This is a genomic window from Actinophytocola sp. (assembly GCF_036002505.1).
In the GTDB taxonomy this organism is placed as follows: domain Bacteria; phylum Actinomycetota; class Actinomycetes; order Mycobacteriales; family Pseudonocardiaceae; genus DASYTH01.
Map to the genome: position 1 here is coordinate 17540 of NZ_DASYTH010000472.1, position 13197 is coordinate 30736.

General features: G+C 71.5%; 18 protein-coding genes. 7 read left to right on the plus strand and 11 right to left on the minus strand.

Annotated features, from left to right (window positions below; genetic code table 11):
- Positions 1–82: 82 nt before the first annotated feature.
- The 4 genes from VGR06_RS41620 to VGR06_RS41635 form a co-directional block, all read right to left on the minus strand.
- The gene (locus VGR06_RS41620; protein WP_327564769.1) at positions 83–361 is read right to left on the minus strand and encodes a GlsB/YeaQ/YmgE family stress response membrane protein; all 279 of its coding nucleotides are present in this window, start codon (positions 359–361) and stop codon (positions 83–85) included.
- Positions 362–380: 19 nt separating this feature from the next.
- Positions 381–842 (minus strand): hypothetical protein, encoded by a 462-nt coding sequence (locus tag VGR06_RS41625; RefSeq protein ID WP_327564770.1) that lies wholly within the window; start codon positions 840–842, stop codon positions 381–383.
- Between the two features lie 11 nt (positions 843–853).
- Positions 854–1336, minus strand: a complete 483-nt coding sequence (locus VGR06_RS41630; protein WP_327564771.1) for a hypothetical protein — start codon at positions 1334–1336, stop codon at positions 854–856.
- 272 nt (positions 1337–1608) lie between these two features.
- Positions 1609–1797, minus strand: coding sequence for a hypothetical protein (locus tag VGR06_RS41635; protein ID WP_327564772.1), 189 nt, complete (start codon positions 1795–1797; stop codon positions 1609–1611).
- A 97-nt stretch (positions 1798–1894) separates the two neighbouring features.
- Between VGR06_RS41635 and VGR06_RS41640 the strand changes: the two genes are divergently transcribed.
- Entirely contained in the window at positions 1895–2632 is a 738-nt protein-coding gene (locus tag VGR06_RS41640; RefSeq protein WP_327564773.1) for a tyrosine-protein phosphatase, read from the plus strand.
- Here VGR06_RS41640 and VGR06_RS41645 read toward each other — a convergent pair.
- The 3 genes from VGR06_RS41645 to VGR06_RS41655 all read right to left on the minus strand — a co-directional run bounded on the left by VGR06_RS41645 (position 2591) and on the right by VGR06_RS41655 (position 4292).
- Complete coding sequence (locus tag VGR06_RS41645) at positions 2591–2968, minus strand: VOC family protein (protein ID WP_327564774.1); 378 nt, start codon at positions 2966–2968, stop codon at positions 2591–2593. The genes VGR06_RS41640 and VGR06_RS41645 overlap by 42 nt on opposite strands.
- Positions 2969–3042: 74 nt before the next feature.
- Positions 3043–3747 carry a helix-turn-helix transcriptional regulator gene (locus VGR06_RS41650; RefSeq protein ID WP_327564775.1) on the minus strand — a complete coding sequence of 235 codons (705 nt, stop codon included), beginning with the start codon at positions 3745–3747 and terminating at the stop codon, positions 3043–3045.
- Positions 3748–3905: 158 nt separating this feature from the next.
- Complete coding sequence (locus VGR06_RS41655; RefSeq protein ID WP_327564776.1) at positions 3906–4292, minus strand: nuclear transport factor 2 family protein; 387 nt, start codon at positions 4290–4292, stop codon at positions 3906–3908.
- A 65-nt stretch (positions 4293–4357) separates the two neighbouring features.
- Here VGR06_RS41655 and VGR06_RS41660 point away from each other — a divergent pair, with 65 nt between their 5' ends.
- Both VGR06_RS41660 and VGR06_RS41665 read left to right on the plus strand, forming a co-directional pair.
- On the plus strand, positions 4358–4942 hold the full coding sequence (locus tag VGR06_RS41660; protein WP_327564777.1) for a TetR/AcrR family transcriptional regulator: 585 nt from the start codon (positions 4358–4360) through the stop codon (positions 4940–4942).
- Between the two features lie 139 nt (positions 4943–5081).
- Complete coding sequence (locus tag VGR06_RS41665; protein ID WP_327564778.1) at positions 5082–7226, plus strand: AfsR/SARP family transcriptional regulator; 2145 nt, start codon at positions 5082–5084, stop codon at positions 7224–7226.
- Between the two features lie 191 nt (positions 7227–7417).
- On the opposite strand, the gene VGR06_RS41670 is transcribed toward VGR06_RS41665, so the two are convergent.
- Positions 7418–8215, minus strand: a complete 798-nt coding sequence (locus tag VGR06_RS41670) for an SGNH/GDSL hydrolase family protein (RefSeq protein WP_327564779.1) — start codon at positions 8213–8215, stop codon at positions 7418–7420.
- A gap of 87 nt (positions 8216–8302) precedes the next feature.
- Positions 8303–8779, minus strand: a complete 477-nt coding sequence (locus VGR06_RS41675; RefSeq protein ID WP_327564780.1) for a hypothetical protein — start codon at positions 8777–8779, stop codon at positions 8303–8305.
- Positions 8780–8994: 215 nt separating this feature from the next.
- On the opposite strand from VGR06_RS41675, the gene VGR06_RS41680 reads away from it, so the two are divergent.
- The 3 genes from VGR06_RS41680 to VGR06_RS41690 all read left to right on the plus strand — a co-directional run bounded on the left by VGR06_RS41680 (position 8995) and on the right by VGR06_RS41690 (position 11357).
- On the plus strand, positions 8995–9384 hold the full coding sequence (locus tag VGR06_RS41680; RefSeq protein WP_327564781.1) for a hypothetical protein: 390 nt from the start codon (positions 8995–8997) through the stop codon (positions 9382–9384).
- Between the two features lie 15 nt (positions 9385–9399).
- Positions 9400–10449 carry a PPE domain-containing protein gene (locus VGR06_RS41685; protein ID WP_327564782.1) on the plus strand — a complete coding sequence of 350 codons (1050 nt, stop codon included), beginning with the start codon at positions 9400–9402 and terminating at the stop codon, positions 10447–10449.
- 143 nt (positions 10450–10592) lie between these two features.
- Entirely contained in the window at positions 10593–11357 is a 765-nt protein-coding gene (locus VGR06_RS41690; RefSeq protein ID WP_327564783.1) for an ESX secretion-associated protein EspG, read from the plus strand.
- A gap of 16 nt (positions 11358–11373) precedes the next feature.
- On the opposite strand, the gene VGR06_RS41695 is transcribed toward VGR06_RS41690, so the two are convergent.
- A complete protein-coding gene (locus tag VGR06_RS41695; RefSeq protein WP_327564784.1) occupies positions 11374–11655 on the minus strand; it encodes a hypothetical protein in 282 nt (93 codons plus the stop codon).
- A 220-nt stretch (positions 11656–11875) separates the two neighbouring features.
- Positions 11876–12133 (minus strand): hypothetical protein, encoded by a 258-nt coding sequence (locus VGR06_RS41700; protein ID WP_327564785.1) that lies wholly within the window; start codon positions 12131–12133, stop codon positions 11876–11878.
- A gap of 165 nt (positions 12134–12298) precedes the next feature.
- On the opposite strand from VGR06_RS41700, the gene VGR06_RS41705 reads away from it, so the two are divergent.
- Positions 12299–12955, plus strand: coding sequence for a DUF3159 domain-containing protein (locus VGR06_RS41705; protein WP_327564786.1), 657 nt, complete (start codon positions 12299–12301; stop codon positions 12953–12955).
- Positions 12956–13197 lie beyond the last annotated feature (242 nt).

Genomic DNA, 13197 nt, shown 5'->3' on the forward strand with positions numbered 1-13197 from the left:
CGAACTCGCGGGGCTGAAGAAGTGAAAGACGCCTTCGGAGCACCCAGCGCCCCGAAGACGTCCCTTCTCTTACCGTGTCAGGTCAACCTCGGATACCTCGGCGGCCGTAGGCGCTCGAGACCAGCGCCACACCGACCGCGGCCAAGATCACCTGCACGATCAGCTCGAGCCAGTCGATGCCGCTGGTGGCGGTCGGGATACCGATGGCTCGGGCTAGCGCGGTGCCCAGCAGGGCGGCGACGATACCGACCACAATGGTCAGCCAGATCGGAATGTTCTGCCGGCCGGGCAACACCAAGCGCCCGAGCACGCCGACGACCAGACCGATGATGATCGCCATGATGATACCGGTGACTGTCACGACTTCCTCCTTTTTGCTGCTATTCCACGACATGGCGGCGGTAACGCACCGGATGGCCCGGTCCCGGCAGCGCGAACTGCCGGATCGCGTAGGTCAGGGCCCAGGCGACGAGCAGCCACCCGATCGCGGCCAACCCGTCGTTGAACAGCACCTGGAGCTTCTGGCTGTCGGGCGTGAACAGGCCGCGCAGGCCCAGCGACACCGCGGTCGACCAGCTGTCCACAAAGGATGCGAATCCGTTGCGGGGGTTGGCCTCGGCCAGCACCAGCACGACGTGCGCGGCCAGCACGACGGCGAACACGCCGCACACCAGGTTGATGACCCCGCACACCGTGCGCACCACGCGCGCCCGTCTCATTCGGGGATCGACGACTTCGTCTCGCACCAACGGTTGGCCCACCGGTTCGCCGGCGATCGGTTCGTCGGCTGGGTTCAGGTCCAGCCGGGTGCGGTCGTCGTCCCACTCCGGCCTGTTGCGCATCGCAACTCCTCTCACGCCGCGGTCGTGCTGAGCCAGCGAGGTGCCGGCTCGTCGTGCTGCTCGCACCAGGTCATGGCGCTGACCGTCCACAACAGCACCAGCAGGATCCCGTCGACCAGACCGTCCGGCTCGCCCTGCAGGGCGAGGGCGAGCTGGACCGTGGTGTCCTCGCTGTGCTCGTTGACCTCCGCGAGGAACGCCCGCACCACCGCCCGCACCTCCGGGCTGAGCTCATCAATGTCCACTGTGGACCCATCGACCCGGCGAAGATCGACCACGATGGCCGCTTCCGGGCCGATGCCGGCGGTCTGGCGGAGCACCATCGCGGTGGCGGCGGACAGCAGCTCGGTGAGCATCTGGCGCAACCGCACCCGCTGTGCGCCGGTGGGCTCGGCCAGCGCCCGCACGATCCTGGACACCTCGCCGAGATCGCCGATCCTGACCAGGTTGACCAGCAGCCGCGCCATGGTCCGGGCCCGCTCCGTGATGTCCATCGTCCGCTCCCCATCCGTTCGGCGTGCCGGTTCGCTCTCCGACTCCGTCCGCGCCAGATCCGAATACCCCATTCCCTGACGCCCGAACCTCTTCGGCATCTCAGACACGATGTCCGGCTGGGACGTTTCACCCCGTGTGCACGCGGGTACCCGGCGTATGCTCGTGCGCCGCCGGCCGGACGAACCCCGGACCACATCCCTGGCGTGTGCCGCATTGCCTCGACGCGTGCGGCACACGCCGATCCGGCGCCACACCGAGATATTCCGTCGAATCACTCGTCGACCGGCACGATCACGTGCTGCTCGAGGGCGTCGACCTCGTCGGCCTCCACCGGCAGCTCGCTGATCGGCTCCAACTCCGGGTCGTCGGGCGGCGCCTCCTCGCGGCGCTGGTCGAGCACGTCCGCCTCGGGCTGCTCGTCGCCGATCGGCCCGTCCTCCGGTTCGCCGGCCAACGTCACGGGTGCCTCCTTCGCCTCGTCGTCGTGGCAGGGCCTACCCGCATTGCCGGCCGCTCACACCTGGCAACCCCAGCCCGCGGCGGGCGTCCTGAAGATCGTGGGAGTCGACCGGAACCTGAGCTGGGACGGGCTGTTCAACGTGCGGGACCTCGGCGGGCTGGAGCGCATCCGCCGGGGCGCGGTGGTCCGCTCGGAGAACCCGGAGGCGCTGACGGCCGCCGGATGGGACGCGCTGTGGGCGCACGGGGTGCGGACCGTCGTGGATCTGCGCAACGACGACGAGCGGGGCGCCGACACCGCGCCCCGCCCGTCCGGCCTGACCACCGTGTATGCGCCTTTGGAGGACTACGACGGCGAGGCCGAGTTCTGGCGCCCCTACCGGGAGACCGGCCTGTGGGGGACACCGCTGTACTACCAGGCGTTCCTGGACCGGTTCCCGCAGCCGGTGGCGGCCGCGGTCACCGCCGTCGCCCGCGCCGGACCCGGTGGCGTGCTCGTGCACTGCGCGGTCGGCAAGGACCGCACCGGCCTCGTGGTGCTCATGCTGCTGGCGCTGGCCGGGGTGGCCGCCGAGGACATCGTCGCCGACCACGCGCTGAGCAACGAGCGGCTGCGCCCGGTGTGGGCTCGCCTCGGCGTTGCCGACCAGGTCACCGCGGTGGCCGACCTGCTCGCCAAGCACGGCACCACCGCCGAGGCTTGCCTGCTGGAGACCCTGGCCGCGGTGGACGCCGAGGCGTACCTGCGCTCGGCCGGGGTGAGGGCGGACGACCTGGCGGCCGTCCGCGCCCGGCTACTTGGTGGGCGCGGAGAACACGCCGAAGTGGTTGCCTGACGGGTCGAGCAGGTCGGCGAAGATCAGGCCGGTGGGCGTGCTGGTGGGCGGCACCAGGATCTTCGCGCCGAGCCGCTCGGCCTGGGTGACGGTGTCCGTGACGTCGTCCACCACGGCCATGAAGATGGCGTGGTTGGGCGCGTTGCCACCGGTGTGCGCGATGCCGCCGCCGTAGGCCTCGCCGCCCGGGAAGGTGATCAGGTCGTAGGCGCCGCCGCCGTTCGGGTCCGGCTCGAACCGCCAGCCGAGCAGGTCGCCGTAGAACCGCTTGGCGCCCTCCGGGTCGTCGGTGCCCACCTGGACCCAACCGATCGAGCCGTGCGTGCTGGACAGCATGGTTGCCTCCTTGGTCGTTCTCGTTGGTGAGCCAAGGATTTCGGCCTTCGGCGACAGCACCCTGTCGGTGTTTGTCAGTGCAGGCTGGTGACCACGGTCACATGCTCCGGCATGCACTCGACGACCTCGGCCGGCCGCTCCGGCGCCCGCTCGCCGGTGTCCTCGGCGGCCGCGATCCGGTCGATCCGGAACGCCCGCATGTCGTCCCGCAGCCGGCACCAGGCCATCAGGTACCAGCCCTTCGAGGTGCTGAGGAACATCACCGGCTCGACCTCGCGCCGGGTCTCCACGCCGGCCTTGTCGCGGTACCGCAGCCGCAGCACCCGCCGGCGCACCACGGACTCCTCGATGATCGTCGGTACCGGGGTGGGCAGCACGGTGTGCCCGGCCGGCACGGTGAACCGCACCCGCCCGGCGAGCTCGTGCGCGGCCGCGGTGTCCCGCGCCGGCATCGCCGCGACGATCTTGCGCAGCGCGCTGCGGGCCGCCCGGTCCAGCGGCGTGGCCCCGGCCCGGGCCAGCGCCACCGAGATCGCCACCGCCTCGGCCGGCGTGAAGTTCAGTGGTGGCAACGTCATCGACCGGTCGATCGCGTACCCGCCGCGCCGCCCCACGTCGGCGTAGATCGGCACCCCGGCCTGCTGCAGCGCGTCGATGTCCCGCTCGATCGTGCGGACACTGACCTCGTGGTACTCGGCGAGCTGCCGGGCGCTGCGCCGCTGCGGCGAGACGGCCCGCAGATCCTCGACGATGGCGTACAACCGGTCCGTTCTGGTCACACGCGCACGGTAGAACCCAACACCGACAGTGTTGATGGGCTCGCTCCGCTCGCTTGATCGGCCTCTTGGCCCGGTGTTTCCACGCCTGCGCTGCTCGGTCGCTCGTTCCTCGCTCCCTGCGCTGCTCGGCGCGGAAACATCGGCGGCCGATCCCCGACTCAGGTCTGGGCCGGGTTGAAGTAGTCCCGCCAGTGCGCGATCTTCCCGTCGCGCGCCCGCAGCACCTGGATGTACTGCCGGGAGAACGCGCGGTCGAGGCTGGGCACCCGCCCGTGCAGCTCGAACTCGACGATGATCACGTCGGGGTCGGCGGTCTGGTGCACGGTCACCGGCTCGTACCGCTCGAACACGACTCCGCTGCCGGCGAACCGCTCGGTCAGCCGGGCCCGGAAGCTCTCCCGCCCCTCGATACGCCGCGGGAAACCCTCTGGGGCGAACGGATTCTCGATGACGACGTCCTCGGCGACCAGGTCGACCACGCCGTCCAGGTCGCGGTCGAGGAACCGCCGGTGCGCGCTCTCCAGAAGCTCCCGCGCGGTGCTCATGAATCCCCCTACAATCGGAACTGTGACTCCGTTTGAACGATACGGAACCTCGGCTCCGGTTGTCAATGAGGGCTGACGCCCGCCGGAACCGCGCGCGGCTGCTCGACATCGCGCAGCAGGTGTTCGCCACCGAGGGTCTCGCCGTGCCCATCGACGAGATCGCCAAGCGCGCCGGTGTCGGAATCGGCACCGTGTACCGGCACTTCCCGACCAAGGAGGCCCTGTTCGAGGCGATCGTGCTGGACCGCATCCAGCGCCTCACCGACCTCGCCGCGAACACCGCGACCGGGGATCCGGGCGAGGCGTTCTTCACCTACTTCCGCTGCATGATCGAGGCCGGCTCGGTTGACAAGGCGCTGTTCGACACCCTGGCCGTCAGCGCGGGCGTCGACCGGGACGCCATCCTGGCCGCCTCCCGCGCGCTGCTGACCACGCTCGGCGAGCTGCTCACCCGCGCGCAGGCGGCCGGCGCCGTCCGCCCCGACATCACGCCGGCCGACCTCAAAGCGATCATGGCCGGCGCCCTCGCGATGGAGCGCCAGTCCGGCGGCGAACCCGGCCGCATGATCGACATCGTGTGCGCGGGCCTGCGTGCGGAGAGTGAGGCGCCGACCCGGTCGGAATCCGGCCGGGTTACGCCATCCGGATGACACGCGGTGACGAATTTTCGCTACCACGTCCCGTAAGCTTGGCTTTCCCCTTAAGTTGTCTAAGCAACCGGACCCGGCAGTGGGAGGCTGGGTGAACTGGGGGTGGTAGCGCATGGGCTCACCGGAGGTGTCCGGCCCGATGCGTGCACCCATCCGTCTCCGTTTCCGCCTGCTCGGCCCGGTGCAGGTGCTGCTGGACGAGCGTCCGGTGCCGCTGGGCGGAGCCGGGATGCGTGGGCTGCTGGCCATGCTGCTGCTGGAGCCCAACCAGGTCGTGGCGCTGGACCGGATCGTCGACGTCCTCTGGGCGCACGAGCCGCCGGAGTCGGCGCGGACCATGGTGCAGGGCTACGTCTCGCGGCTGCGGCAGCGGCTGGCCACCGTCGACCCGACCGGCCTGGTGCGGATCGTCACCAACCCGCCCGGTTACCAGTTGCTGGTGGACGAGCAGCTCATCGACGTGACCGTGGCGCGCAAGCTGGTGGCCGACGCGTGGGGGGCGCCGGCCGTGCGGCGGGCCGAGCTGCTGCGCCGGGCCCAGCTGCTGTGGCGGGGGCCGGAGCTCGCCGACATCGGCGGCCGGGTGCCCGCGCCGGAGTTGTCGGAACTGCGGCTGACCGTGCTGGAAGGGCGGGTCGAGGCGGACCTGGAGTTGGGCCGGCACAACGAGGTGATCGGTGAGCTGACCCAGCTGGTCGAGGAGCATCCGTTCCGGGAGCGGCTGGTCGGCCAGCTTCTGCTTGCGCTGTACCGGTCCGGGCGGCGCACCGCCGCGCTGGGTGCCTACCAGCGGTTCGCCCAGCTCGCCGCGTCGCATTCGGGGATCGAGCCGGGCCCGGAGTTGCGCGCGCTGCACGCCCGGGTCCTGCGGGACGACACGACCCTGCTGGACCCGCAGGCCGAGTCGCTCAGCCCGCGGATCGGGGTGGTCGCGCCGGCTCAGCTCCCGGTGTCCCCGTCCGGTTTCTGCGGGCGCGAGCGCGAGCAGAACTGGCTCCACCAATTACCGTCCATTGTGGACGAACAGGCGACCGGGCTCGGGGTCGTGGTCGGGCCGGCCGGCGTCGGCAAGACCGCGCTCGTCGTGCGCTGGGCCAACCAGGCGGTGGACCGGTTCCCGGACGGGCAGCTGTTCGCCGGCCTGCGTGGCTACGACCTGCGGCACGCCCCGGTGGAGCCGGCCGACGTGCTGGCCCAGTTCCTGCTCGCCCTGGGGGTGCGGCCCGACGACGTGCCGGTGGACGCCGGCGAACGGGCCGCGCTGTACCGGTCGCTGCTGGCCGAACGGCGGATTCTGGTCGTGCTCGACGATGCCCGGGACTCCGGGCAGGTCCGGCCGCTGCTGCCGGGTGGCACCTCCTCGCTGGTGCTGATCACCAGCCGGGTCCGGCTGGACGGGCTGGTCGCCGGGTTCGCCGCGCGCATGCTGGTGCTGGACACGCTGGACGCCGAGGCGGCCGAGCGGCTGATCGAGGAGACCGCCGGGTCGCCGATCAAGGGCGGTGAGGCGGCGCTGCGCAGGCGGCTGGCCGAGCTGTGCGGCCACCTGCCGCTGGCGCTGCGGATCGTCGGCGCCCGGCTGGCCGCGCGTCCACAGTGGTCGGTCGGGGACCTGGTGGAGGAGCTGGCCGACGAGCACACCCGGCTCGGCGCGCTGGACGTCGAGGGCACCGACACCAGCGTGCGGGCCGCGCTGGACGTCACCTACCGTGCCCTGCAGCCCGCCCTGGCCGGCACGTTCCGCCTGGCCGGGCTGTTCCCCGGGCCGTGGCTGGGTCCGCACGCGGTCGCCGCGCTGTGCTCGACCGACGTGGCCGACGCCCGCAAGCGGCTGCGCGACCTGTCGGCGTCCTTTGTGGTCACCGAGATCAGCCGGGACGTGTTCGTCATGCACGACCTCGTCCGGATCTACGCCGGCGAGCTGGCCGCCGCCGAGCTCGCCGAGGGTGACCGCGCCGCCGGCCTGCGCCGGCTGCTGCGCTACTACCTGCTCGCCGCCGGCACCGCCCGCAACCTGCTCAACCCGGCCGCCGCCGAACGCGACGCCGACCTTCCCGACTACCCGGACACCCAGTGCCCGGTGCTGAAGTCGGCCCAGGACGCCGCCACCTGGCTGGAACGCGAATGGCCCAACCTCATGGCCATCGCCGAAGCCGGCGCCGCCGCCGGCGCGCAGGACGATCTGCTGCGGCTGGCCCGGATCGTCAGCGACGTCTCGTCCGGCTCACGTGGACTCACCGGCCCGCATCTCTGGCTCGCCGGGTTCCACCTCGCCGGCGTGTAACCCAGAGTTACTCGCCGGGAGTTAGTGAACAGTTAGTGGTCCAACCGGGTGACCTGGCAGGCTGCGCCCGGCGCTTCTGGGTCAAGGCGCCCGGGGCGGCGCTACCAACGTGGGGGTGCGCTGCCCGTGACATACCGGCCGGCGCCTCGGGGGAGTGCGCCGGCCGGTGTGTTTTCCCAGGTCGCTCTGGTTCAGGCCACCGCGGTGGGGTTCTCCGCGATCATGGGGTCGGTGAACGGTTGCAGGACGGGGCGCTTCGGTTGCAGTCCGTCGCCCATCGAGGTGCCGCGGATCTGGCGGTGCACCCAGGGGAGCAGGTGGGTCTTGGTCCACATGAGATCGGCCTGCCGGCCGCGGAGCCAGGGGACCGGGATAGCGGGCGGCCAGGGCTCGCGCCAGTCCGCGGTGCGCGGGAGGCCGAGGACTTCGGCGGTGCGCAGGGCGATTCTCCGGTGACCCTCGGTGGAGAAGTGCAGGCGGTCCTCGCTCCACGCGCGCCGGTCGCGCAGGACGTCCATGGCCCACAGGTCGACCAGGATCGCGCCGTGCTGGTCGGCGATCGCGCGGAGGTGTCCGTTGTAGATGGCCACCTTGCCGCGGACCCGGCGAAGCACTGGCTGCGGCTTGGGATCCGGGCCGGTGAACATCACCAGCTGGCTGCCGGCGCCGACGATGTCGATCACCGCGCGCTCGATGAGGCCGGCGATCTCATCCACGTCGGTGCCGGGCGTGACGATGTCGTTACCGCCGCCGCACATCGTCACCAGGTCCGGCTTCTCTTGCAGCACAACGGGAACCTGCTCGTCGACGATGCCGGCCATGTGTTTGCCGCGGAGCGCCAGGTTGGCGTACCGGAACTCGGGGTCGCGCGCCGCCAGCACACCGGCGAGCCGGTCGGCCCAGCCGATGTAGCTGCCGTCCGGGGCCTCGTCGCTCAACCCCTCGGTGAAGCTGTCCCCGATCGCGATCCAACTGCTCGAGCCTCCCACGGCGGCCCTCCCTCAAGCATCCGTTGGCCTACCCCATAGTCCGATACTCAAGGATGCCTAACCGCGGCCGGCCTACGCCACCGTTGGTTACCGCCGCGCGCGGCCTTGTTCGGCGCGTGACCGTTCGGTCTCGGCCAGTACGACCGCCGCCAGCGCGCCGGCCACCTCGGGCAGCGGCGGGACGGCGGCGTCCGGTCCGGCGAGCCAGCGCAGCTCCCCGGCGCGCGTCCGGGTCGGCGGCAGCTCGATCACCTCGGCGTGTTTGCGGTGCACCGCGCCGTACCGGGCGAGCTCCCGCGCCAGCAGGTGCGGCCGGGGCGCGCCCGGGCGCACCAGGAAGCGCCAGCGTTCCGGCTCGCCGGGCACCTCGATGACGGCGAGCGGCCGGTGCCGGAGCACGTCGACGATGCCGGGCCCGAAGAACTCCGGCACGTCCACCGCGTCCAGTGCCTCGCCAGCGAGCGTCCAGACGGCGTGCCCGGCCGCGGTGCACGGCCAGTCGAATTTTCGCCGATACGACGCGGCCGCGTCGGCACACTCGTCCGGCTGGTCGGTGATCCCCATGTTCGCGGCGAATCCTATCGGGGACGGTCGGGCGCTCGGCCCAGAGCCGTTGCCACATCTTTGTCAAGAAATTCGCCACCGTGAGTGCCCTGGGCTGGTCCGTTCGAGTGCACTTGACCTGCTCGACGGTGAGTTCGGTCAACCGATCGCCTGCCGGCACAACTCGTAGGTACCCTGCTGAGTGTTAGCACCCGATCACGCAACGGGGAGCACCGGTGTACGTCGATCCGTCCGAAGGCCAGGCCGGCAAGGCGCTGGACGTTCTCTACGGCGCGGCCGCCTCCGGCGCGCTGAAGGTCGACGCCAGGACCGGCGACACCACCCTCAAGTTCCTCAACCAGGTCCAGGACCTCGCCGAACGAATGGCGCGCCAGGTCCGGGACGTGTCGGTCAGGACTCCGCTGGGCGGCGGGTTCGGTGCCGAGGTCGGCGCGTTCAACCAGGCCCTGGCCGGCGGCGGCGCCGACTCCGCGCTCGCGGTCCTGACCAGGTTCGGCGGCGAGCTGCAGCTGCTCAAGGACGCGGTGCGGAAGAGCATGGAGAGTTACCGCAACACCGACGAGAGCAACGCGAGAACGATCACCAATGCCGGAGCGGGCCGGTGACGTAGAGGGGTCGAGATGGTCGGCGAGCACGGGCGGCAGGTACCGAGCCCCAGCATGAACGCCCAGGCGCAGAGCCACGAGGCGCTCAAGGCGATGACGGATGCCGCGGACCCGGCCGGCTCCACGGCGATCGCGGAGAGCTGGGGCGACCTCGCGGAGGGGTTCGACCAGGCCACCGAGTTGTTCCAGCGGGCCATGCTGAGCTCCGAGCCCGGCTGGACCGGTGAGGCGGCCGACGCCATGCGTGCCCAACTCGCCCGCATCGCCCGGTGGACCAAGGAAACCGGCGCCGCCTACCGGGCCGCCGCGGACGCCATCGGCACCCAGAGCGATGCTGCCGGCTCGGCCAAGACCGCCATGCCGCCGCCCGTCCCGTACGACCCGGCGCAGATGATCCGCGACGCCGCGGCCAGCGGCAACATCTTCGAGATGGCCGCGCTGTCGCACCGGATCTACGCCCAGAAGCAGAAGCACGACGCCGCGCACGCCGAGGCGATCCGGATCGTCAGCGACCGCGACCGCACCTTCGGCGAGGCCGCCGGCTCCGTCCCCACGTTCCGCCCGCCCCCGTCGCTCACCGAGAGCCCCGAGCTCACCCCGCAGACCGACGTCGTCGGCCCGCCCCGCCCGCGCACCCCGCACCCCGGCCGCACCACCACGGTGCACTCCACCCCCTACCCACCGGCTCCCGACCCCACCACGACCGCCGCGGCCGCCGCGAACCCCGGTGCGACCGCGCCCAGCGGTGCGGCGGCGCCGGGTGTCGGGCCCGCCGCGGCGATTCAGGGTTCGGCGCCGATCGGCACCGGCGCGACCACACCCGCCCCGGGTTTCGGCGACGCGCCGTATTCCGGTTTCGGGCCCGGAGGTTTCGGCCCGGCTGGGTTCGGCCCGGCCCAGCCGCCGGTTCCACCACCGGCGCCCCGCCGCGACACGGCGAACGACCCGGCCGGCACCCTGGAGAAACCCGAACCGAAGCGCCCGGAGTATCTGCTCGAACCCGAGACCCACGGCATGTTCGGCTCCAACGCGGTGACCGCGCCTCCAGTGATCGGCGAAACATGAGTGGGCCGGTGGTGTCTGGACTGACGAGCAGCGCAGGGAGAGAGGAACGAGCGACCGAGCAGCGCAGGAGGGAAGACACCACATCAAGGCCCGCTCACGCGAGCGGAGCGAGCCAAAAAAACACAGAGCTTTCGCTGCCGGCGGTGGACATCCTGTGGGAGGACCTGAAGCTCGGCGCGATCCCGTTCCCTCTTGAGGTGCCCGGTTACGGGGACACCGCCGAGGAACGCGCCCGCATCCGCACCGCCGTGTACGGCCAGCTGGAGAGCCGCGGCCTGGCCCATTCCGGCCGGCCGACCTCGGGCCTGGCCACCGCGCTGCGCCTGCTGGCCGCCCCGAACATCAGCATCGACCTGGTCGCCCTGGCGCGACTCGAGGATCCGCAACCGATCCGCGCCGTGGTGGGCGCGCGCGGCAAGAATGCCGTGCTCGCCGTGCAGAGCCGGCTCGTCACGGTGTCCGTGCTGCGCGAGACCCAGATCGTCGGCTCCATCGTGAACCTGTTGCCGCCCAACCGTTCCGGGCCCGGCCAGTCGATCTCCCTGCCGGCCTCGCTGCTCGGTGACCAGCCCGCCCCGCGCGCCGGCCGGCACCGCGCCGCGCCCGCCCGCGGCGTGCTGAGCACCGCGACCCGCCCGGCCGATCACGCCACCGAACTCCGCTTCCTGCAGGCCGTCCTGGAACGCCCGCTGATCCGCGCCGGCACCATCGGCGTGCTCCTCCGCGACGAGCACGGCAAGATCCAACGCCTACCCGGCATCGGTTTCTTCGACACCGACCAGGGCCGCTACACCACCACCTCGCTCCGCGGCCCGGACGGCGAGGACTGGACCACGCTCTCCCCGACCGACAACGCCCGGCTCACCCACCGCCTGACCGAAACCCTGGTCACCGCCCTGCGGCAGTGACCAGGGCCGCCCGAGATCAGGGCGTCACGGTGAACGCGAACTGCGCCAGCCGGCCGTTGACCCGCACGTACGTGAGCCACGAGCCGACCTGCGCCGTCGTCCAGGCCGGGCCGGTGCCGGTCCAGACCCCGGCGGCGTTCGTCGACCTGCTGTACGTCGCCTCCACCTCGCTGGTCAGGTTCCCGTTGGGGGTGCTCGTCCACTGGAGCACCTTGTCGGGCTCACCGGTCACCGTGTAGCTCGGCACGTCGCCCTCCCGGTACGTGGTCCGGTCGAGGGAGAGCGAGACCGGCGGCACCGCCGGCGCAGCCCGTCGCGGAGCCGGGTGACCCGGTAGGCGACCTCATTGGACAGGTAACCGCCGCCACTTCCCTGCACCGCCGTGGATCCGACGGTCGGCCCGTCCGCGCGCGGAGCCGACGCCCCACCGTTGACCTTCTCGTCGACCCGGGTGTCCACAATGGCCGGACCGGTCAGCATCCGGTCCACCGGAAGGGACGTCGTGGTGAACTGGCTCTTCACCTGGTTGGTCGGGAACGCCGGCTTGACCGGGTCGTGTAGGTGCCGCCGCCGCCCAACTCGTTGCGGTTGCCCGGAATCGCGCCACATCCGGAGCACTGCGACGCCCGGTTGCGCCCGTTGTGGAACTCCAGCTCGAAGCTGGCGCTGCCGCCCTGGCTCACCGACGTGATGATCGTCGCCGCCTGCGCGCCGGCGCCGAGGTGCGCCCCGCACATCTCCTCCACCACGACGGCGTCGAAGTCGCTGTACCGCACCGGAAGCACGATCGCCTGTAACGTGAATCCCGGTTTGGAGTGCGCGCCCGCGCCAACTCCGGCCTCGGAAACACCCCGAGCCCGGGCACTGTAACCGCCCCCCAAGGGCGCTCGTCAGCGGGTTAGCCCTACCTAACTTCTCCGGTATCGGGCAGGCTTTGAGAGGTGACCACGCCGTCAACCGAACCACAGGCACCGGCCTCGCTGCGCGAGCTGCTCGGCGGCCGCCGAGGCGCGCTGGACGCGAGCTTCCCGCCCGTGGCGTTCGTGCTGGGCTGGCTGGTCTCCGGGCGCTCGATCGGGTGGGGCACGGCCGCCGCCCTCGTCGTCGGCGCGATCGCCGGCGGCATCCGGGTCGTCCGCGGCCAGCGCGTCACCGGCATGCTCGCCAGCCTCGGCGCGGTCGCCGGCGGCGCGCTGATCGCCCTCTACACCGGCCGTGCCCAGGACTTCTTTCTCGTCCAGCTCCTGCTCAACGTCGCCAGCGCGCTCGCCTGGACGGTCAGCATCCTCATCCGCTGGCCCCTGCTCGGCCTCGTCGTCGGCACCATCCTCGGCCAAAAGACCCGCTGGCGCCGCGACCCCGCCCTGCTCCGCGCCTACTCCCGCGCCAGCTGGATCTGGGTGGGCCAGTACGTGCTGCGGATGCTGGTGTTCGGCGTCCTCTGGCTCACCGGCGCGGTCGTCGCGCTGGGTGTCGCCCGGGTGGCGCTCTCCTGGCCGCTGATCGCCGCGGTGATCGCGGTGAGTGCATACGTGTTCCAGCGTGCGCTGCCGGAGGGCCATCCGGGGCTGCGGCACCCGCGGGTTGACATGCCCTGAAGGACGCTTCGGGTCGTTGAATGCCAATGCCAGGGACTTGAGCCTGGACGTGAGCGTGGGCCTCGGTGCACTGGTCGACCGTTTTCGCGCCGGTGACCTGCGATGACCCGTCCAACCAGCCGTGCGGATTGGTGACCGGCTGGGGGTGTGGCTGGGGGTGTTGCTGTGGTGCGAGGTTGATGTCATGAAGGGACCCTTGCTGTCATTGAGTGTCAATGCCAGGGACTTAGGCGGCTCGGGGT